Origin of the sequence: Caulobacter sp. UC70_42 (assembly GCF_044056025.1) — a bacterium.
In the GTDB taxonomy this organism is placed as follows: Bacteria; Pseudomonadota; Alphaproteobacteria; order Caulobacterales; family Caulobacteraceae; genus Caulobacter.
Map to the genome: position 1 here is coordinate 2,783,641 of NZ_CP171994.1, position 19,417 is coordinate 2,803,057.

A 19,417-nucleotide genomic window follows, 5' to 3' on the forward strand; every position below is an offset into this window, starting at 1 on the left:
GAGACATCGATGATCACTCAGACCCTCGCCGCCATCGCCCTGCTGGGCGCGACGTCCGTCGCCGCCCAGGCCCCGACCGAGCCCGCGCCCCCGGTCTCGATCCCGGCGCCGGAGGCGACCAAGGACGTCGTCTACCTGCAGGCCAGCGGCAAGGACCTGCATCTCGATGTCTATCGCAACACCGCCTTCAAGGGTCCGCGCCCGGTGCTGGTCTATATTCATGGCGGCGCCTGGTGGAAGGGCGAGAAGCCGGCGGGATGGGGCGGCTTCCGCGCCTATCTGGCGGCGGGCTTCTCGGTCGTCACGGTCGAGTATCGCCTGAGTGACGTCGCCACGGCGCCGGCGGCGGTGCAGGACGTTCGCTGCGCCCTGTCCTGGGTGAAGGCCAACGCCAGGACCTACGGCTTCGACACCCGGCGCGTCGTGCCGTATGGCACCTCGGCCGGTGGCCACCTGGCCTTGATGGCCGGCATGCTGCCCAAGGCCAACGACATCGACCTGCCGGCCTGCCGCGACCAGCCGACCGTGCCGGCCATCCTCGATTTCTACGGACCCTATCACCTGCGGTCCAACCTTCCCGGCGCCTTCAAGAGCCCTTCGACCGCACGGTGGATCGGCGGCGGGCCGGAGACGCTGTGGACGACGATGGCGCCGGCGACCTATGTGCGCGCGGGGCTGCCCCCCGTCTTCATCGTCCATGGGGACGCGGACCCGACCGTGCCCTACGAGGCGTCGCTGGCGCTGAAGGCGGACCTGGACAAGGCCGGCGTGCCCAACCGCTTTCATTCCGTCGCGGGCGGCGTTCATGGCAAGTTCCCGAAGGAGGAGCAGGACAGGATCGAGCGCGACGCCTTGGACTTTCTCGCGGCGAACGGCGTGCTCGGCGCCCGGTAGGCCGGGAGCCGCCCGGCCAGTCGGAGCGGGACCTTCTGTGTCGCGCGCCATCCTTTAGGGCCGCCAGACGCGGAATTGGCGTGGCGCCAAGGCTGGTGTTCTCCGTCCGCCCGCGTTAGCAGACCGCCCCATGATCCGCCTCGACAACATCTCCAAGCAGAACGGCCACCAACTTCTGTTCATCGAAGCCTCGATGGGCATCCAGAAGGGCGAAAAGGTCGGGCTTGTCGGCCCCAACGGCGCCGGCAAGACGACGCTGTTCCGCATGATCACCGGTCAGGAGCAGCCCGACGACGGTCTGGTCGTGATCGATCCCGGCATGAAGATCGGCTATTTCAGCCAGGACGTCGGCGAGATGTCGGGCCAGAGCGCGGTCGCCGCGGTGATGGACGGCGTCGGCCCCGTCAGCGCTCTGGCCGCCGAGATGGCCACGCTGGAAACGGCCATGGTCGATCCGGATCAGGCCGACAAGCTGGACGCCATCATGGAGCGCTATGGCGAGGTGTTGGAGCGCTTCCAGGAACTGGACGGCTACGCGCTGGAAGCGCGGGCGCGCGAGGTGCTGGCCGGCCTGAGCTTCAGCCAGGAGCGCATGGACGGCGATGTCGGCATGTTGTCCGGCGGTTGGAAGATGCGCGTGGCGCTGGCCCGCATCCTGCTGATGCGGCCTGATGGCATGCTGCTAGACGAACCCAGCAACCACCTGGATTTGGAAAGCCTGATCTGGCTCGAGGCCTTCCTCAAGAACTACGACGGCGCCCTGCTGATGACGTCGCACGACCGCGCGTTCATGAACCGCATCATCGGCAAGGTGGTCGAGATCGATGGCGGCTCGCTGATCACCTATTCGGGCGATCTCGACTTCTACGATCAGCAGCGCGCGCTGGGCGAGGCGCAACGTCAGGCGCAGTACGAGCGCCAGCAGGCCATGCTGGCCAAGGAAATCAAGTTCATCGAGAAGTTCAAGGCGCGCGCTTCCCACGCCGCCCAGGTCCAGAGCCGGGTGAAGAAGCTCGACAAGATCGAGCGCGTCGAGGCGCCGCGCCGTCGCCAGGCGGTTCAGTTCGAGTTCCAGAGCCCGCCGCGGTCGGGCGACGACGTGATCAGCCTGCGCAATGTCCACAAGGGTTACGGCGCCCGGCCGATCTATGAAGGCCTCGATTTCCTGGTGCGCCGCAAGGAACGCTGGTGCGTGCTCGGCGCCAACGGGGCCGGCAAGTCGACCCTGCTGAAGCTGGTGGCGGGCGACACCAAGCCCGATCAGGGCGCGGTCAACATCGGCGCCAGCGTCAAGATGGGCTATTTCGCCCAGCACTCGATGGACCTGCTGGACGGCGAAGAGACGATCTTCGAGTCGCTGGAGCGATCGTTCCCGCAGGCGGGGCAGGGGAGCTTGCGCACCCTGGCGGGGTGTTTCGGCTTCTCCGGCGACGATGTCGAAAAGCCCTGCCGCGTCCTGTCCGGCGGCGAGAAGGCGCGTCTGGTCATGGCCAAGATGCTGTTCGATCCGCCGAACCTGCTGGTGCTCGACGAGCCGACCAACCACCTGGACATGGCGACCAAGGAGATGCTGGTCGCGGCCCTGGCGGACTTCGAGGGCACCATGCTGTTCGTCTCGCACGACCGCCACTTCCTGGGCGCCCTGTCGAACCGCGTGCTGGAACTGACGCCCGAGGGCGTCCATCAGTACGGCGGCGGCTACACTGAATATGTCGCCCGCACCGGCCAGGAAGCGCCGGGGTTGCATCCGGGCGGGTAGCGGCGAGGCCGTGCGGGGCGATCACATTCGTCCACGCTCGATCGTGATCGCCCGCCGCGGTTAGATTTCCTCCATCGCTCCAACGCCGCCGGCCGGATTGGAGGGAACCCGGTAGGATTTCAGGACGAACCGCTCATAGTTGCGTTCGAGAACCGTGGTCACGCCGATCAGGTCGATCCGGACGTCGTCGGCCCGCAAGGTGACCAGCCCGTACCCCTTGGTCAGATGCTGGCAGAAGCGCACCTCCGGGCAGGCCTTTGAAAAGGCCGGACCCAGTTCGACGTCGCCCAACATGTTGCCGAGACTGCTGCTGGTGATGGCGGTGACCCCGAGCTCGGCCGCCACGCGCCGATCCTGGGCGTCGTGCAATTCATTGACCCAGAAGGCGTGGCTGTCGCCCGAGAGCACCAGGGGGCGGCTCCCCGTCTCGACGAACATCCGGTTCATGCGCTCACGCGCGGCGGGATAGGCGTCCCAGCCGTCGAACTCGAACGGAACATCGCTCGGCAGCGTCGCCAGTTGCTCAAGCCAGGGACGCAGGAGGGGCGTCACCTGCTCAAAGGCCCGCGCCCAGCCCTCTTTTCCCAGGAAGCCGGCGATGTCGGAGCCCGTCGTGTGCCCCATCACCACCTGATTGCCGACCACCTGCCAGCGCTTTCCAGCCTGCACCGACTCCGCCAGACGATCGCGCAGCCAGGCCTCCTGCGCATGGCCATAGACGCTGCGGTCGGGCCGGGACATGGAGCGACGGATGGAATCGGCGTCCATCCTGACTCCATAGGGCGCCGCCACGGGGCGACCCTGGGCGAACGCGGTCAGGATCTTCCGCTTGAGTTCGGGATCGGTGACCAGAACCGGCTGATCCGGAACGGTCAGATCCACCGCGTTCCAGGCCACATCGTTGGGATCGCGCAGATTGATCTGGCGGTCGCGACCGAGGAAACGGTTTTCGACCATGATCAGGGTCGCCAGATCGCCCAGCTCAAAGGTGCGATTGATCGCCAGCGGCGATGCGCCCGGTTCAGGATCCCGAATGGGAATCCATTCGTAGAAAGCCCGCACGGCGGCGTCGCGACGATCGCTCCAGACGCCTTCGTCGGGTTGATGATTCTGCGCCCCGCCGCTCCAGGAGTCATTGGCCGTTTCGTGGTCGTCCCAGACGCAGATCCAGGGCGCTCGCGCATGGGCCGCCTGGAGATCGGCGTCCAGCTTGTAGCAGGCGTGCCGCTCCCGATAGTCGGCGAGGGTGCGGGCCTCGTTCGCGGGGGTGGGCGCGCGTCCGATTTTCTGCCCGATGCTCATGCCGAGTTGGTCGGGGCCGCCGCCGTATTCGTAGATGTAGTCCCCTAGATGCAGAACGACATCGACGCGATCGAGGTTGGCGATGTCGCGGTAGGCGTTGAAGAATCCGGTCGATAGAGCGCGCAGGAGGCGACGGCGAGGACCATTTCCGACACGGAGCCGACCGGAAGGGTGCGCGTGACGCCGACGGGGGAGATCCGGTCGCCGACGCGGAAGCGATAGCGATACTCGGTGTTCGGCCGCAGCCTCGCGACATCGACCTTGACGGTGAAGTCGCGGGCGGCGGTGGTCGTCGCCGTGCCGCGTCGGACAACCTTTCGAAAATCGACGTCCGTCGAGACCTCCCAATCCACGGACACCGCCGCGGCGTCGGGTCGCGAGGGCGTGGCGCGGGTCCAGAGAATGACCCGATCCCGCAGGGGATCGCCGGGAGGCGACACCGTGCAGGAAATTCGCGGGCTCCTCGGAGCGCGCGGTGGCGTTTCCCGCGGTCGCCGCATATGCGGCCGCGCCAACGAGGCCGAGGGCGGCGCGTCGATCAAGCTTCATGGTTCTGGTTCCCTAGGGGGGGCGGTGACCGTCGCGCGCGACGCTCCGGTCACCGCCGATGCGTCAGAAGTGAGCGCTGACTTCGAACCGCACGGTGCGGCGAGGTCCCGTGATGAAGGTCGGCATGCCGAAGGAGTCGCCCGTGTTCCCGCCGTCGACGATGTATTTCTCGTCCAGCAGGTTTTCGCCCATGACCGCGAACGACCACGGGCCGGATGCGGGGGTCAGGCCGAGACGGATGTTCAGGAGGCCGAGGGCGTCCTGGTATTCATCGACCGTCTTGTCCGAGAACACCGCGCGCGAGCGGACCTGAAGGTCGGAGCGATCGTTGTCGTCGGAGAAGAAGATCTTCGATTGCCAGCTGTAGACGGGGGTGAGCGACAGCTCGCCCAGGCGCGTCGAAACGGAGGCGTTGACGCCGAGCGCGAACTTGTTGTCCGGGCTGTTGCGGAAACTGTTGCCGTCATAGGCGCCGCCGTTGAAGCGCGCGTGATTGTAGGCGTAGCTTCCGAACACCGATAGACCGTCCGCTAGACGCCAGGTCGCCTGGGTCTCGAAACCGGTCGCCTTGGCCTTGCCGGCGTTCACGGGCTCCAGGCGGTCGCCATTGCGCTGGAAGGTCTGAAAATTGGAGTAGTTGAAGTGGTAGATCGACGCGTCGCCGAACAGCGCGCCGTCGAAGAGGCGATATTTGATACCCGTTTCGGCGGACGCCAGTTCTTCGGCGGGCAGTATGTTGACGGCGCCGGAGGCGGTCAGGTCGACGCTCTCCGGGCGTTTGCCGACCCCGTAGACCGCGTAGACATTCACGGTCGGCGTCACCTGATAGCGTAGCCCGGCCCGTCCCGTGGCCAGGCTGGAGGCGTGGTCCCCCGTGACGATCCCGCCGGCCGGCGTCAGGGTCATCAGCAACGCGCCCCCGGTCAGGCGGGATACGCCTTTGGGCGTCGTGACCTGCATGGACACCGCCTTGTCGTCCCAGGTCAGGCGTCCGCCGACAAAGGCCTGGAGCTTGTCGGTAAGATGGAACGTTCCATCCGCGAATAGGTCATAGGTTTCGATGTCCGCCGTCTGTCGCCGGCGATCCAGGTGGAAAGGCTTGTAGTTGGCCGCCGCCGAACCGAGCGCCGCGTTGATCTGGCTGTTCGTCAGGCCGTTGGGCGCATATCGGTGCAGCGTACCCGAAAACAGCAACGCCATGGCGCGCTCGTCGGCGCCGAGGTCCGTCTGCTGGGCGTTGCTGGCGTTGAAATAGCTGGCCCCGACGAAGCCCTCGAACGCCCCGCTGCGTCGAATGTTGAGGCGCAGCTCCTGCGAGAACTGCTCCCCGTCATTGCAGAGATCATAGGCGATGATGTTAGTGGGCGTGCCGTCGATATCGCCAGCCTGACAGGCCTTGTACCAGCGATAGCCGCTGATCGACGTCAGGTCGAAGCGTTCGTTCAGAACGAGGTCGGCGGTCCCGCTCAGCCCGACGATCTTCCGTCTGCTGTAGTCCTTCGCCATGTCGCCAAAGGTGCTCAGATGGGTCGGCGTCCAGAAGCGCAGGTCGCCCTCGACCGCGCCGGTCTGCTGGTTGCGGGGAACGAAGACGTTGGACTTGAAGGCGCCGCCGCTGTCGGTGTCGTCGCGGTCGTATGTTCCCGAGAACCGGAAGTTGAAGGCGTCGTTGGGCGCGTAGCGCGCCGTCAGTCGATAGGCCTGGCCGTCGACGTTGTTGTAGGTCCCGCCCTGGGTGTTCTTCAGGAAGCCGTCTCGCTGGCGCTTCAGCGCCCCGATGCGAAGGCCGAACTTCTCGTTCACCGGAAGATTGGCCACGGCCTGCGCCAGGCGTTGGCCATGGTCGCCCAGCCCCGCGCGAACCTCGAAGCCGAGCGTGTCGGTCGGCATTTTCTGAAAGGTGGAAATCCCCCCGTTCAGGGCCGAACGACCATGCAGGGTCGATTGCGGGCCCTTTTCGACCTCGACGCGGTCAACATCGAACATCTCGCCATAGCCGGAAGCGATCTGCGTGATCGGCACGCCGTCCTGGAAGAGGGCCACCCGCGGCTCGGCCGCCGGCGACGTGTCGTCCGAGGTGATGCCGCGGAGCGAAATCCCCGGCAGCAGGCGATCCTGCAGCTGGATGACTAGGCCCGGGGTCAGCTGGGCGATCCTGTCCAGCTCCGTCACCCCCAGCCGCTCCAGGGTCGCGCCGTCGTAGGCGCTGATCGACATGGGCACTTCCGAAATGCGTTGGGTGCGCTTCTGCGCCGTGACGATGATATCGCCCACGGTCGCGACATCGTCATGAGCAGGCAGCTCTTGTCCAAACGCTTGTCCAGCGCTCAGTGCGCTGACGCTGCAGCAGAGCGCCAAACGAAAGGCCGAGAAAATTCCTTGTGCCGACATAAGCGCCCCTCCTTAAAAGTTATTGAGCAGGGGCTTAATCGCAGGTGATTATGACGTCAACATAACAGTTGTCCCAATTCTGGCGGCAAAATGCCTTGAGCGCCTCCTTACGGGATCGAACGGTTGTCTAGTCCTTGTGGCGCGCGATCAGCCAGCTCACCAACAGGTCGCGGCGGTCGTCGCCGTCCACGCCGGATAGGATTGTCTGTCCGGTGGCGATCATCGAAGCGGTCTGACCGTCGAGGGCGTCGAGACCGGAATAGCCTCTGGATCTCAAGAGGCGGACATAGTTGACGCCACGCCAGCGGCGCTGGTCGATGACATAGGGAGACAGCGCCGGATCCCGGGCGGCGGCCAGGACCACGGCCAGCTCCCCGCGCGCGACGGCCTGGCCTCGCCACGGGATCGGGTCAACGCCGGGTGGCGGCGAAGGCGGATCTCCGCGCCCGTCGGCGATCAGATAGACGCCGCTGATCGCCGCCTTGAACAGATCCGCCGCGGTCCTGAAATAATAGCCCACGGCCGAACGGGACAGGCCGGCGCGCTCGGCGACCGCCCGGTGGGTGAGCGCTTCGGCGCCGCTATCGACCAGAACATGGCAGGCGGCGAGGGCGGCGTCGCGCTTTGGCCCTGGCCCCATGGCGTCCGGGACATCGCCCGCCGGCAGGCCCAGGCGCCCATCCATTCGCCGCACCAGGCGCGAGAACAACGGCTCGCGCCCGAGGCCGTCGCGTTCCAGTCGGCTGGACAGCCGGTCGATCGCCATCCGGCGCAGCAGGCGGTAGTCGAGGTCGGCGCCCACGACCAGCCCGTTGAAGCCCTCGTCCGTCACATAGGCCGCGGCCAGGCCCGCCCAGATGGCCGAGGCCTCGATGCGCCCCTCGAACAGTCGCGTCCAAAAGGCCCGGCGCTCGGCCAGCCACGGCGTCACCTGGGCGGCGACCTCGGCGTCGCGCGGCGCCCGTAGCGCTAGGTCCATCCAGATCAGTTGCGTCAGGCGCGCCTCGCCTTGAACCATGGCGTCGAGATACTGCTCCAGGATGGCGGCCAAGGCCTGGCGATCCAGGCGTTCAAGGCCATCCAGGCGTTCCAGCCATTCGTCGTGCCAGCGTTGGTCGCGAAGCCGTTCGCGCGTGACCACCTCGCTGAGGATGTCGGCCTTGGCGCCGAGATGATAGGCCAGGGCGCCCGATGTCGCGCCCACGGCGTCGCCCAGCCGACGGAAGCTCATCGCGCGCAGCCCGCCATGGGCCAGTTCTCGCCGAGCGGCTTCGATCAGGCGATCGATCTGGGGATCGGGGGCGGGAGCGGCGTCGGGTGGTCCTGAAGTCATGACTTTTCTATAGCGTGAGCCCGCCCGCGAACCTCAAGAGATCGCGTCGCATAGTATAGGCGGCAAGGGACCCTCGCGCGCCGGCGTGGCGGCGACCCTGAAGGCGCCGCATCGAGTTTCAACTGATTTGTGCTTTTGACGGGTTGGCGGAGCGTGACCTGGCCAAGAGAGAGGGGGGCGAACATGACCGACATGGAGGCCCAGGAGGCCTTGAAAGCGATGTTCCAGGCGGCGGTCGCCGCCGCCTCCTCAGAACTATGCCTGCCGCCGCATCTGCCTGCGCCGCCCAAGGGGCGTACGATCGTGGTTGGCGCGGGCAAGGCCGCCGCCGCCATGGCCGCCGCCGTGGAAGCTCATTGGGAGGGCCCGCTCGAAGGGCTGGTGATCACCCGTTATGGTCACGGCGCGCCGTGCGAGCGCATCACGGTCGTCGAGGCCGGGCATCCGGTCGCCGACGCGACGGGCCTGGCCGCGACCGACGCCATGATCGCGCTGCTGAAGGGCCTCACCGCCGATGATCTGGTGCTGTGCCTGCTGTCGGGCGGCGGCTCGGCTCTGCTCACCGCGCCCGCGCCGGGACTGACCCTCGCGGACAAGCAGGCCATCACGCGGGAGTTGCTGCGCAGCGGCGCGGCGATCGACGAGATCAACTGCGTTCGCAAGCATCTGTCCGCGGTCAAGGGCGGCCGGCTGGCGCTGCTGGCCGCGCCGGCGCGTGTCGTGACCCTGGCCATATCCGACGTGCCCGGCGATGACATCTCGACAATCGCCTCGGGGCCGACCGTTCCTGACCCGACGACGCGCCAGGCGGCGTTGGCGATCCTTGAGCGCTGGCGCATCGCGATCCCTGGCCCCGTCCGAGCCTGGCTGGATGATCCCCGCAGCGAAACGCCCAAGACCGTCCCCGATGCGAAAGTGGCGTTGATCGCGCGTCCGAGCGACGCCCTGGACGCGGCGGCGCGGGCGGCCTCTGAAAGAGGGCTGACCCCGGCCATCCTCGGCGATGCGATCGAGGGCGAGGCGCGAAGCGTCGCCGCCGACCACGCGCGACTGGCCCTGGAGATCGCCGCCGGGCGCGGCGAAATTGCGCCGCCCTGTGTCCTGCTGTCGGGGGGCGAGACGACCGTGACGGTCACGGGCGGCGGGCGGGGCGGCCGCAACGCCGAATATCTGCTGGCCCTGGCGGTCGCCCTGGACGGCCGGGCAGGAATTCACGCCCTGGCCGCCGACACGGACGGTATCGACGGCTCCGAGGACAACGCCGGGGCGATCCTCCTTCCGGACAGTCTGGCGCGCCTCTCGGCCCTTGGACTGAACGCCGCCGAGCGGCTGGCCGACAACGACGGATATGGCGCCTTCGCCGCTCTCGGCGACCTGCTGGTGACCGGTCCTACCCGCACCAACGTCAATGACTTCCGGGCGATCCTGATCGACGCCTCGTCCTCCAGAACCTCGACATGACCAGGTGGCGCCACCAGTGATCGCCGTGATTTCGGGCGGCGTGATCGGCAGGGAAGTGGTCGCTTTGCGAACGTCTCGCAGAACGTGCGTATGCCTTGCCTGAGGCCGGGTTTGCTCGCAAGCTCTCCGCATCTGGCCTTGTTGCGGATGGGCGTTGAGCGTCCGCGCGGGACCGCCAGGAGGGCCCTCCGTGCTGAAACGTCTCCTCGTCGGAACGCTGGCGATTCTGGTCGTCGGCCTGGTGGGCTTCGGGGCCTTCGCCTGGCGGCCTGCGATCGGCGAGATCGCGCCGCCCGCGCCATCCAGCTTCGCGCCGGACCTGGTCGCGCGCGGCGAGGTTCTGGCCGGGGCGGGCTACTGCTCGACCTGCCATACGTCCAAGGGCGGCCAGCCTTTCGCGGGCGGTTACCCGATGAAGACAAGCTTCGGTACGATCTACTCGACCAACATCACCCCCGACCCCAAGACCGGGATCGGAACCTGGTCGGAGGCGGCCTTCCGCCGGGCGATGCACGAGGGCGTGGCCCGCGACGGCGGCCACCTGTTCCCGGCGTTCCCCTATGACCACTTCACCAAGTTGTCGGACGCCGACGTCTCGGCCCTCTACGCCTACATGATGACCCGGCCGGCGGTGGTCGCGCCCGCCAAGCACAACGGCATTCCCTTCCCGCTGAACATCCGCGCCCTGCAGGCCGGATGGAAGCTGCTGTTCTTCAAGCCCGGCCGCTTCGAGCCCGACACGACCAAGAGCGTCGAATGGAACCGCGGCGCCTATCTGGCCGAGGGCGTCAGCCACTGCGGCGCCTGCCACACGCCGCGCAACGTCCTGGGTGCGGAGAAACGCGACAAGGCCTTCGCCGGCGCCGCGATCGACAACTGGATCGCCCCGCCGCTGACCGCCGCCAATCCCTCGCCCGCGCCCTGGGACCAGGCCGAGCTCGTCGCCTACCTGCGCACGGGCGTCAGCCGCTATCACGGCGTCGCCGCCGGCCCGATGGCGCCGGTGGTTCACGACGGCCTGGTCAAGCTTCCGGACGCGGACATCCAGGCCCTGGCGGTCTATTTCGCCGATCGCGACGGCGCGGCGGGCCGGTCCTCGACCCTGGCGCCGGCCCTGCAACGGGCCGCCGCCGCCGACCGGCTGAACGTCGGGCCGCAGAACGATCCGTCGGCGCGGCTCTACACGGCGGCCTGCGCCTCCTGCCACTACAACGGCGCGGGCCAGCCCAATCCGTTGCGGCCGGACCTGGCCCTCAACAGCGCCGTCAATCTGGACGATCCGACCAACCTGATCCGGGTGGTGCTGTACGGCGTCAGCGCCAGGGACGGCGCGCCGGGCGTGGTGATGCCCAGCTTCAACCGCTTCAGCGACGCCGATGTCGCCAAGCTGGCGGGCTATCTGCGCGCCACCCGTACGGACAAGCCCGCCTGGCCGAACCTCGAGAAGAAGGTCGCGGCGATCCGCGCGCAGGGAAAGTGAGCCAGCCATGACCCAGTTCACGATCAACGGCCGGGCCGTCTCCATCGACGCCGACGAGGATACGCCCCTGCTGTGGGTGATCCGCGACGACATCGGCCTGACCGGCACCAAGTTCGGGTGCGGCGTCGGCATGTGCGGGGCCTGCACCGTCCATGTCGGCGGCCGGGCGACCCGCTCGTGCATCACCCCGATCAGCGCGGTCGAGGGCGCGGAAGTCACCACCATCGAGGGGCTCGATCCGGCCGGCCAGCACCCCGTGCAGAAGGCCTGGCTGGACCTGCAGACCCCGCAATGCGGCTACTGCCAGTCGGGTCAAATCATGCAGGCCGCCGCCATGCTGAAGGACTTCCCCGCGCCCACCGACCAGGACATCGACGCGACCATGAGCGGCAACCTGTGCCGATGCATGACCTATGTCCGCATCCGCGCGGCCATCAAGCAGGCCGCCGAGGCGATGGGCGGAAACGCGCCCAGCGCGACGGGAGCTAAGTCGTGAGCCGCCTGCCGCCGAAAGGCGAGTCCGGCGGCTTCCTGTCGCGCCGCAACTTCCTGATCGCCTCGACGGGCGCGGGCCTGGCGTTCGGCTTCTCCGCCCTGGTCGAGGCGGCGATGGATCCGGCCGCGCCTGGCGGGGTTCCGATAGCCTCGACCGGGCCCCGGTTCGAGCCGACGCTGTGGTTCGCCATCGACGGCGAGGGGATCGTCACCGTCAACATCATCCGCGCCGAGATGGGCCAGCATGTCGGCACCGCCCTGGCCCGGATCCTGGCCGACGAGCTGGACGTCGCCTGGGACAAGGTGCGGATCGTCCATGTCGACAGCGATCCCAAGTGGGGCCTGATGGTCACTGGCGGCAGCTGGTCGGTGTGGCAGACCTTCCCGATCTTCAGCCAGGCCGGGGCGGCGGGGCGCATCGCCCTGGTCGAGGCCGGGGCCAAGCTGCTGAACGTCTCGCCGGCCGGCGGGACGGCGCGTGGCGGCGTGGTCCATGTCGGCGGCAGGTCGATCTCGTACGGCGATATCGTCAAGCGCGGCGGCGTCGCGCGGACGTTCACACCCGAGGAGTTGGCCAAGCTGCCGATCAAGCCGGCGGCCGAGCGAAAGCTGATCGGCAAGCCGGGCAAGGCCCTGGACATCGCCGCCAAGATCAACGGCGCGGCGATCTATGGCATCGACGCCAAGGTCCCGGGCATGGTGTTCGCGCGGCCCAAGCTGCCGCCGACCCGCCACGGGGCCAAGGTGCTGTCGGTCAACGACAGCGAAGCCAAGAAGATCAAGGGCTACCTGCGCTGCCTGACGATCGAGGATCCGTCCGACACCGTCCCCGGCTGGGTGCTGGTGATCGCCGAAAGCTATCCGGCCGCCCTGCGCGCGTCGGAACTGGTCAAGGTGAAATGGTCCGCCGGGCCGGGCGCCAAGGTGTCTGAAAGGGATCTGCAGGACCACGCCGCCAGCCTGATCGCCAAGCCGGACGGCGGCGCGCTGCTGGAGAACAAGACCGCCGACACCGCCCCGGCCTTCAAGGCCGCCAAGTCGGTGCTGGAACAGACCTACACCGCCGCCACCGTGCTGCACTTCCAGCTCGAGCCGCTGAACGCCCTGGCCTTCGAGAAGGGCGGGATGATGGAGATCCACACCGGCAACCAGTGGCAGAGCCTGATCCTGCCGACCCTGGCCAAGGCCTTGGGGCGTCCTGAGACGCAGATCGTCATGCGCACCTACATGCTGGGCGGCGGCTTCGGCCGGCGGCTGAACGGCGACTACGCGGTGCCGGCGGCCCTGGCGGCCAAGGCTCTGGGCAAGCCGGTCAAGCTGGTGCTGACCCGCGAGGACGACGTGCGCTTCGACTCGGTGCGCTCGCCCTCGGTCCAGACCGTGCGGATGGCCTTCGACGGGGGCGGGAACATCCTCGCCCAGGAACACCACGCCGCCGCCGGCTGGCCGACCCTGGCCAACGCCCCGGCCCTGATGCCCAAGGGCAAGAATGGCGTGGCCTACGATCCTTTTCGCCATCTCCGGCGCGGATCACTGGTACGAGGTCGGCGCCCACAAGGTGCGGGCCATCAACAACGACCTGGCCAACGAGACCTTCCGACCTGGCTGGCTGCGGTCGGTGGGGCCGGGCTGGACCAACTGGGCCGGCGAGAGCTTCATCGACGAGGCGGCCCATCACCTGAAGACCGATCCGGTGGCCCTGCGGCTGAAGCTGCTGACGGGCGCGGGCGCCAATGCAGGCAGCGACGCCAGCACCAAGGGCGGGGCCAAGCGCCAGGCCGAGGTGGTGCGTCGCGCGGCGGAAGCCGCCGGCTGGGGGCGACCGCTGCCGAAGGACACCGGCCTGGGCTTGGCGACCAGCTTTGGCCAGGAACGCGACATGCCGACCTGGGTGGCCTGCGTCGCCCGTGTCCACGTGGACCGCGCCAGCGGCGTGGTCACGGTCCAGAAGCTGACCCTGGTGACCGACGCCGGCACCATCGTCGATCCCGACGGCGCTCGGGCCCAGACCGAAGGCGCGGCGCTGTGGGGCCTGAGCATGGCCCTGCATGAAGGGACCGAGTTCGTGAACGGCCAGGTCAAGGACCTGAACCTAGACACCTACACGCCGCTTCGGATCTCCGACACGCCGGAGCTGGACATCCAGTTCGTCGACAGCGTCGAGGTGCCGGTCGGCCTGGGCGAGCCGGCGACGACGGTGGTCGCCCCGGCGATCGCCAACGCCATCTTCCGCGCGGTCGGTGTGCGCCTGCGGCACATCCCGATCACCTCGGCCGCCGTGCTGAAGGCGCTCGCGGAACAGACCTGATCGCCCCACCGGCATGGCGCCGCGGCCCCGTCTCGGGAAGCGGCGCCGGTCGCTGGCTGCAACCTCCGCGCAACCCCAAAGCGTCCATCCGGCGTCTCGCGTCCGTCGACGATGGGATTGCTTTCTGGTCTGATCTAGGTCACTTCGTTAAAAAGACTTTTAAACGAATACTGACTTTCGGGGAGTGACCGGATGGACGTTTATATCTTTGACGCGGTGCGCACGCCGCGGGGCAAGGGGCGTCCGGACGGTTCGTTGGCCGGGGTGAAGCCGGCCGGGCTCGTCGCGCAACTCGTGCGGGCCCTGGAGGCGAGGAACGGTCGCGAGGCGGTCCATGCCGCCGAACATTTCACCCTGGGCTGCGTCACCCAGTTCGGCGTTCAGGGCGGTCACCTGGCGCTGGCGTCACGGATCCAGGCGGGGCTGCCCGATGCGATGTCGTGCCTGACGATCAACAACTTCTGCGTTTCGGGTCTGTCGGCGATCGCGGACGCGGCGCGGCGGATCGCCGCCGGCGAGGTCGATCTGGCCCTGGCGGGGGGCGCGGAGTCGATGTCACAGACGCCGTTCCTGGCCGACCAGGCCGACTTCTATGCCGACATGGCGCTGGCCAGGCGCATGGGCTGGGCGCCGGTCGGGCTGGCGGCGGATCTGTTGGCGACGCGCGAGGGCTTGACGCGGGCCGAACTGGACGCCGCCGTCCTCAAGTCCCACCAGCGCGCCGCGGCGGCCTGGCGGGAGGGCCGCTATGACAATCGGGTCGTGCCGATCCTGAATGAGGACCAGACGGTGGCCCTGGATCGCGACGAGAACATCCGCGACTACGGCGACGGCAAGTCGCTGGAGCGCTTCGGGCCGGTGTTCGCCGCCACCGGCGCGCAAGGCTATGACGACATCCTGCTGGAGAGCTTCCCCGAGCTCGGCAGGGTCGAGCACCTGCACACCATCGCTCATTGCCCGCCGATCTCGGACGGCGCGGCGCTGGTGCTGCTGGGCTCGCGCGCGGCGGGGCGGCGGCTGGGGCTGACGCCGGTCGCCAGGATCCGCGCGCTAGGCGAGGCGACCGACCATCATGTCCTGCAGCTGACGGCCGGCCCGGTGGCGATGGGCAAGGCGCTCGGTCGAGCGGGCATGGCCCTGGGTGAAGTCGGGGTCGTCGAATATATGGAAGCCTTCGCCGCCGTGCCGGTGCTGTTCGCGCGCGACTTCGGTTTCGATCCGGAGCGCCTCGATCCCAATGGGGGGCACCTGGCGATGGGCCACCCGATGGGAGCCACCGGAGCGATCCTAACCACGACCCTGCTGGACGACATGGCTCAGTTCGATGTCGAGACAGGCCTCGTGGTGGCGACGGGCGGCGTTGGGGCTGGCGCCGCGATGGTGCTGGAGCGGGCGGGGTAGACGGCGCGGGAGCACCCCGCGCCGACCGGTTGTGTCAGGGTTCGCCCTTCAGCGCCTTTTCCAGGCTTGCGCGGTCGTAGTACTCGCGCCACTCGACGATCTTGCCGTCCTTGATGTCGAGTACGCCGACCACCGGAACCGCGCCGGGGTGACCGTTGTAGACGAACCGGTCGACGCGCTCCATGAACACCAGATTGTCGATGATCCCCATGTGGGCGATGTCCAGGGTGACGCCGTCGGGCGCGCCCTTGCCCAGGGCGGCGATGCGTTCGTAGATCGCCGTCCGGCCCTTGACCGGAGCGACCATCATCGACTTCAGCGTTCCGTCCTCGGCGAACAGGTCCGCGACCTTGCGCCAGTCGGCGTGCTTCCAGGCCGCGATCATGTCGCGCGCCACCGCCAGGCGGCTGGCGTCGGTGTCCTGCGCGAAGGCCGGCGAGGCGAGGGCCAGGGCGAGCGTCAGCGACGCGACCACGCTTGCGATCTTCATGATTTCCTCCCGTGATTTTTTATGCGCCGGATGACGCTACGACATCACTTGCATAACAAGACCATGATGCTAGGGTCGTGACAAGAGGCGCGGTCACGTCGTCTTTGAAGCAGGGAGAGTCTCGATGAAGCTGGAGCGCCTGCCCCCCGTTCTGACGACGCTTGGGCACAGCAATCACCCCTACATGTCCGGACCGTGGACGCCGCAGCACGAAGAGGTCAACGCCACCGACCTGACCGTGCTGGAGGGCGCGATTCCGACGGACATCGACGGCGTCTACATCCGCAACACCGAGAACCCCGTCCACCGTCCGCTGGGCCGCTATCACCCGTTCGACGGCGACGGCATGGTTCATATGATCAGCATCCGCGAGGGGCGCGCCGACTACCGCAACCGCTTCGTCCGCACGCGAGGCTTCCAGGCCGAGCAGGAGGCGGGCGGCTCGCTATGGGGCGGCCTCATGGACGGTCCGGGCGTCTCGACGCGGCCGGGCTTCGGCTGCCATGGCGGCATGAAGGACGCTTCGTCCACCGACGTGGTCGTGCATGGGGGCAAGATCGTCTCGACCTTCTATCAGTGCGGCGAGGCCTACTGGCTGGATCCGGAGACGCTGGAGCAGGGCGGGGTCGCCAGCTGGGGGCCGCTGGACGGCGTCTCGGCCCATCCGAAGATCGACGAGGCCACCGGAGAACTGCTGTTCTTCAACTACTCCAAGCACGCGCCCTACATGCACTACGGCGTGGTCGACCGGCACGGCAAGACGACGCACTACGTGCCGATCGACCTGCCCGGGCCGCGCCTGCCGCACGACATGGTGTTCACGACCAACTACTCGATCCTCAACGACCTGCCGGTCTTCTGGGACCCTGAACTGCTGAAGCGCAACATCCACGCCACGCGCTTCCATCGGGACCTGCCGTCGCGGTTCGGGATCATCCCGCGCTACGGACGCTCCGACGAGATCCGCTGGTTCGAGGCCGCGCCGACCTACATCCTGCACTTCCTCAACGCCTACGAGGAGGGCGACGAGATCGTCATGGACGGCTACTTCCAGGAGGATCCGACCCCGCCGCCGCTGGCCGACGCGCCCGAGGGCATGGGCCACCTGATGGCGTTCCTGGACGAGCAGTCCTTCCGGCCCAAGCTGCACCGCTGGCGCTTCAACCTGAAGACCGGCGAGACGACCGAGAAGCATCTGGACGAGCGGATCCTCGAGTTCGGCATGTTCAACCAGCGCTACGCCGGCAAGCCGTACCGTTACGCCTATTCCACGACGGCGAAGCCCGGCTGGTTCCTGTTCACCGGCTTCGTCAAGCACGACCTGGAGACCGGCGAGTCCTGGAGTGTGACCCTGCCGGAAGGGCGCTACGCCAGCGAGTCGCCGTTCGTGCCGCGTATCGGGGCTGTGGACGAGGACGACGGCTATCTCGTCAGCTTCATCATCGACGAGAACAAGCAGACCTCCGAGTGCGTGCTGATCGACTGCAAGCGCTTCGAGGACGGGCCGGTCGTCCGCATCGCTCTGCCCCACAAACTGTCCAGCGGCACCCACAGCGTCTGGGCCGATCGGGCCTTCATCCGCGACGGTGTCAGCGCCGCCTGAAATCGGAGAGTTCCAGATGGATATCAAGAACAGCGTCGCGCTGGTGACCGGCGGCAACCGGGGCATCGGCGAGGCCTTCGTCCGCGCCTTCGTCGCCGCGGGGGCGGCCAAGGTCTATGTCGGCGCGCGTGACGTCGCCAGCGCTCAGCATCTGGTCGACGAGGCCGGCGGCAAGGTCGTGGCGATCGCGCTGGACGTCACCAAGCCCGAGACGATCACGGCCGCCGCCGCGCAATGCCAGGACGTGACGATCGTGGTCAACAACGCCGGCCAGTTCGGCATGCAGACCCTGCTCAAGGCGCCCGACCTGGAGACCGCGCGCCTGGAGATGGAGGTCAACTATTTCGGCCCCCTGGGCATGAGCCGCGCCTTCGCGCCGATCCTGGCCAAGGCTCCGGAGAGCGCCATCGTCAACGTGCTGTCGGCTGGCGGCATCGTGGCCGTGCCGGGTATGGGCGGCTACAGCCCGTCCAAGTTCGCGGCGCGGGCGATGAGCACCTGCCTGCGCGCCGAGCTGGCGCCCGAGAACACCAATGTCGTCGCCCTGATCGTCGGCTCGGTCGACACGCGCATGGCCAGCCATGTCGAGGGCTTCAAGGAGACGCCGGCGACCATCGCCGAGGCGGGCCTGAAGGCCATCAAGCGCAAGGCCGACGAGGTCGACACCGACTTCATGGCCATCGATGTACGCGCCAACCTGGCCCGCGATCCGAAGGGCTTCGAACTTCAAATGCGTCGGTCGCTCGCGGGCGAGCGCGTCACCACTGGCCGCTGAGGAGCGTTCATGTCCAAGCCCGACACCCCAAAAATGGACTATGTGGATTTCGCCAAGCGCTTCGTGGCCGCCATCCAGGACGGGGACGGTGAAGCCGTCCGGGCCTTCTACGCGCCCGACGCCAAGCTGTGGCACAACACCGACAATATCGAGCAGACCGTCGACCAGAACCTCAAGGTGCTGGCCTGGTTCGTGAAGACCCTGCCTGACCGCAACTACCGCGTGCTGCGCGTCGAGGCCCTGCCGGACGGTTTCATGCAGCAGCACGTGCTGGAGGCCACCCTGCCCAATGGTGAGCGCTGGGCGATGGACGCCTGCGTGGTCGTCAAGGTCGAGAACGGGCTGATCACGCGGCTGGACGAGTATCTGGACTCGGCCAAGTCGGCGGCCCTGCGCCCGTTCGGTCGTTAAGACGAGATCCGCGGCTTTCCTACTCGGCCGCCAGACTGGGGCGGGTCCCTCGCGGGACCCGCCCTTTTTGTTCGCCAGCTAGTGGCGGCCCGCGTGGTCGAAGTCCTGCGTGACGCCCATGGCCTTCAGCAGGTGGGCGCGGTCGTAGTACTCGCGCCAGGTCTTGATCAGGTCGCCTTCGAATTCGAGAATCCCGACGACCGGCGCCGAGCCGAACTTGCCCCGGATCGTGAACTCGTCGCTGCGTTCCATGAACAGCAGGCCGTCCACCACCCCGATGTGATGGATCTTCAGCTCGATCGCCTCGAGCCCGTCGCCCAGCGCCGAGACGCGGGCGTGGATCGCTTCGCGCCCGACGATGGGTTCGACCATCATCGAGTGCAGGACGCCATCGGGCGTGAACATGTCGGCGATCGCGCGCCAGTCCATGCGCTTCCAGGCGTCGGCCATCTCCAGGCCGCGCGCGATTTTCTGTTCATGGGTCAACATGGTCTTCTCCCTGAAATCGGCTCCGAGCTTGACCGGATCCGATGCTGTTCTTTTGAACTTTCATAATCGTACTTAATGGCGGGCTCTCGCCCTGTCGACCCTGAGGCTCAGGCTGGGAAAGGCCGTTCCACCGCCCAAAAATAGACACTTGCGTTACGAGACTAAAAGGGCAATTCTCGCGCCATAGGCCGTTCAAGAGCCTTGAAAAGGGAGAGGGAGCGCTTCGCGGGGGCTTTCATGGGTGTCGTCGCGCTGGCTGCCGCGATGCCGTGATCC

At 67.6% G+C, this 19,417-nt stretch carries 16 protein-coding genes and 1 pseudogene; 11 read left to right on the plus strand and 6 right to left on the minus strand.

All coding sequences use genetic code 11. The annotated features are described in order from the left end of the window. Positions 1-9 precede the first annotated feature (9 nt). A complete protein-coding gene (locus ACHMW8_RS13955) occupies positions 10-894 on the plus strand; it encodes an alpha/beta hydrolase fold domain-containing protein (protein ID WP_395442853.1) in 885 nt (294 codons plus the stop codon). A 130-nt stretch (positions 895-1,024) separates the two neighbouring features. Continuing rightward, complete coding sequence (locus ACHMW8_RS13960; RefSeq protein WP_395442854.1) at positions 1,025-2,653, plus strand: ABC-F family ATP-binding cassette domain-containing protein; 1,629 nt, start codon at positions 1,025-1,027, stop codon at positions 2,651-2,653. A 60-nt stretch (positions 2,654-2,713) separates the two neighbouring features. Here the strand turns inward: ACHMW8_RS13960 and ACHMW8_RS13965 are convergent, their stop codons facing one another. The 4 genes from ACHMW8_RS13965 to ACHMW8_RS13980 form a co-directional block, all read right to left on the minus strand. After that, complete coding sequence (locus tag ACHMW8_RS13965) at positions 2,714-4,081, minus strand: alkaline phosphatase D family protein (RefSeq protein ID WP_395445974.1); 1,368 nt, start codon at positions 4,079-4,081, stop codon at positions 2,714-2,716. Continuing rightward, positions 4,000-4,395, minus strand: a complete 396-nt coding sequence (locus tag ACHMW8_RS13970; RefSeq protein ID WP_395445975.1) for a PhoD-like phosphatase N-terminal domain-containing protein — start codon at positions 4,393-4,395, stop codon at positions 4,000-4,002. Before ACHMW8_RS13970 ends, ACHMW8_RS13965 begins: the two co-directional genes overlap by 82 nt. A gap of 172 nt (positions 4,396-4,567) precedes the next feature. After that, positions 4,568-6,778, minus strand: a complete 2,211-nt coding sequence (locus ACHMW8_RS13975) for a TonB-dependent receptor (RefSeq protein WP_395442855.1) — start codon at positions 6,776-6,778, stop codon at positions 4,568-4,570. A gap of 244 nt (positions 6,779-7,022) precedes the next feature. Beyond that, positions 7,023-8,228, minus strand: a complete 1,206-nt coding sequence (locus ACHMW8_RS13980) for a TetR family transcriptional regulator (RefSeq protein ID WP_395442856.1) — start codon at positions 8,226-8,228, stop codon at positions 7,023-7,025. 183 nt (positions 8,229-8,411) lie between these two features. Here ACHMW8_RS13980 and ACHMW8_RS13985 point away from each other — a divergent pair, with 183 nt between their 5' ends. From ACHMW8_RS13985 to ACHMW8_RS14010, 6 genes and pseudogenes are all read left to right on the plus strand, one after another. Continuing rightward, positions 8,412-9,689: a glycerate kinase gene (locus tag ACHMW8_RS13985; RefSeq protein WP_395442857.1), complete on the plus strand. Its 1,278-nt coding sequence runs from the start codon at positions 8,412-8,414 to the stop codon at positions 9,687-9,689. Positions 9,690-9,879: 190 nt separating this feature from the next. Then, positions 9,880-11,169, plus strand: coding sequence for a c-type cytochrome (locus ACHMW8_RS13990; protein WP_395442858.1), 1,290 nt, complete (start codon positions 9,880-9,882; stop codon positions 11,167-11,169). 7 nt (positions 11,170-11,176) lie between these two features. Further along, entirely contained in the window at positions 11,177-11,665 is a 489-nt protein-coding gene (locus tag ACHMW8_RS13995; protein WP_125156157.1) for a (2Fe-2S)-binding protein, read from the plus strand. 233 nt (positions 11,666-11,898) lie between these two features. After that, positions 11,899-13,041, plus strand: a pseudogene (locus tag ACHMW8_RS14000) (molybdopterin cofactor-binding domain-containing protein); the annotation flags it as partial. Between the two features lie 502 nt (positions 13,042-13,543). Further along, positions 13,544-13,972, plus strand: coding sequence for a molybdopterin cofactor-binding domain-containing protein (locus tag ACHMW8_RS14005; RefSeq protein ID WP_395442859.1), 429 nt, complete (start codon positions 13,544-13,546; stop codon positions 13,970-13,972). Positions 13,973-14,164: 192 nt separating this feature from the next. Beyond that, the gene (locus ACHMW8_RS14010; RefSeq protein ID WP_395442860.1) at positions 14,165-15,373 is read left to right on the plus strand and encodes an acetyl-CoA C-acyltransferase; all 1,209 of its coding nucleotides are present in this window, start codon (positions 14,165-14,167) and stop codon (positions 15,371-15,373) included. Positions 15,374-15,407: 34 nt separating this feature from the next. On the opposite strand, the gene ACHMW8_RS14015 is transcribed toward ACHMW8_RS14010, so the two are convergent. Further along, the gene (locus ACHMW8_RS14015; RefSeq protein ID WP_395442861.1) at positions 15,408-15,863 is read right to left on the minus strand and encodes an SgcJ/EcaC family oxidoreductase; all 456 of its coding nucleotides are present in this window, start codon (positions 15,861-15,863) and stop codon (positions 15,408-15,410) included. 124 nt (positions 15,864-15,987) lie between these two features. On the opposite strand from ACHMW8_RS14015, the gene ACHMW8_RS14020 reads away from it, so the two are divergent. The 3 genes from ACHMW8_RS14020 to ACHMW8_RS14030 are packed head-to-tail and all read left to right on the plus strand — an operon-like array spanning position 15,988 to position 18,652. Beyond that, a complete protein-coding gene (locus ACHMW8_RS14020; protein WP_395442862.1) occupies positions 15,988-17,466 on the plus strand; it encodes a carotenoid oxygenase family protein in 1,479 nt (492 codons plus the stop codon). Between the two features lie 16 nt (positions 17,467-17,482). After that, positions 17,483-18,241 carry an SDR family oxidoreductase gene (locus ACHMW8_RS14025; RefSeq protein ID WP_395442863.1) on the plus strand — a complete coding sequence of 253 codons (759 nt, stop codon included), beginning with the start codon at positions 17,483-17,485 and terminating at the stop codon, positions 18,239-18,241. 9 nt (positions 18,242-18,250) lie between these two features. Then, on the plus strand, positions 18,251-18,652 hold the full coding sequence (locus tag ACHMW8_RS14030) for a nuclear transport factor 2 family protein (RefSeq protein WP_125156163.1): 402 nt from the start codon (positions 18,251-18,253) through the stop codon (positions 18,650-18,652). Positions 18,653-18,730: 78 nt separating this feature from the next. Here the strand turns inward: ACHMW8_RS14030 and ACHMW8_RS14035 are convergent, their stop codons facing one another. Beyond that, positions 18,731-19,141 (minus strand): nuclear transport factor 2 family protein, encoded by a 411-nt coding sequence (locus ACHMW8_RS14035; RefSeq protein ID WP_395442864.1) that lies wholly within the window; start codon positions 19,139-19,141, stop codon positions 18,731-18,733. Positions 19,142-19,417: the final 276 nt, after the last annotated feature.

What these genes read in the sequence shown, in the direction of transcription:
- ACHMW8_RS13955 (WP_395442853.1), top strand. Translation starts at nt 10, where the DNA reads ATGATCACTCAGACCCTCGCCGCCATCGCCCTGCTGGGCGCGACGTCC.
- ACHMW8_RS13960 (WP_395442854.1), top strand. Translation starts at nt 1,025, where the DNA reads ATGATCCGCCTCGACAACATCTCCAAGCAGAACGGCCACCAACTTCTG.
- ACHMW8_RS13980 (WP_395442856.1), bottom strand. Translation starts at nt 8,228, where the DNA reads ATGACTTCAGGACCACCCGACGCCGCTCCCGCCCCCGATCCCCAGATC.
- ACHMW8_RS13985 (WP_395442857.1), top strand. Translation starts at nt 8,412, where the DNA reads ATGACCGACATGGAGGCCCAGGAGGCCTTGAAAGCGATGTTCCAGGCG.
- ACHMW8_RS13995 (WP_125156157.1), top strand. Translation starts at nt 11,177, where the DNA reads ATGACCCAGTTCACGATCAACGGCCGGGCCGTCTCCATCGACGCCGAC.
- ACHMW8_RS14005 (WP_395442859.1), top strand. Translation starts at nt 13,544, where the DNA reads ATGCCGACCTGGGTGGCCTGCGTCGCCCGTGTCCACGTGGACCGCGCC.
- ACHMW8_RS14010 (WP_395442860.1), top strand. Translation starts at nt 14,165, where the DNA reads ATGGACGTTTATATCTTTGACGCGGTGCGCACGCCGCGGGGCAAGGGG.
- ACHMW8_RS14015 (WP_395442861.1), bottom strand. Translation starts at nt 15,863, where the DNA reads ATGAAGATCGCAAGCGTGGTCGCGTCGCTGACGCTCGCCCTGGCCCTC.
- ACHMW8_RS14020 (WP_395442862.1), top strand. Translation starts at nt 15,988, where the DNA reads ATGAAGCTGGAGCGCCTGCCCCCCGTTCTGACGACGCTTGGGCACAGC.
- ACHMW8_RS14025 (WP_395442863.1), top strand. Translation starts at nt 17,483, where the DNA reads ATGGATATCAAGAACAGCGTCGCGCTGGTGACCGGCGGCAACCGGGGC.
- ACHMW8_RS14030 (WP_125156163.1), top strand. Translation starts at nt 18,251, where the DNA reads ATGTCCAAGCCCGACACCCCAAAAATGGACTATGTGGATTTCGCCAAG.
- ACHMW8_RS14035 (WP_395442864.1), bottom strand. Translation starts at nt 19,141, where the DNA reads ATGTTGACCCATGAACAGAAAATCGCGCGCGGCCTGGAGATGGCCGAC.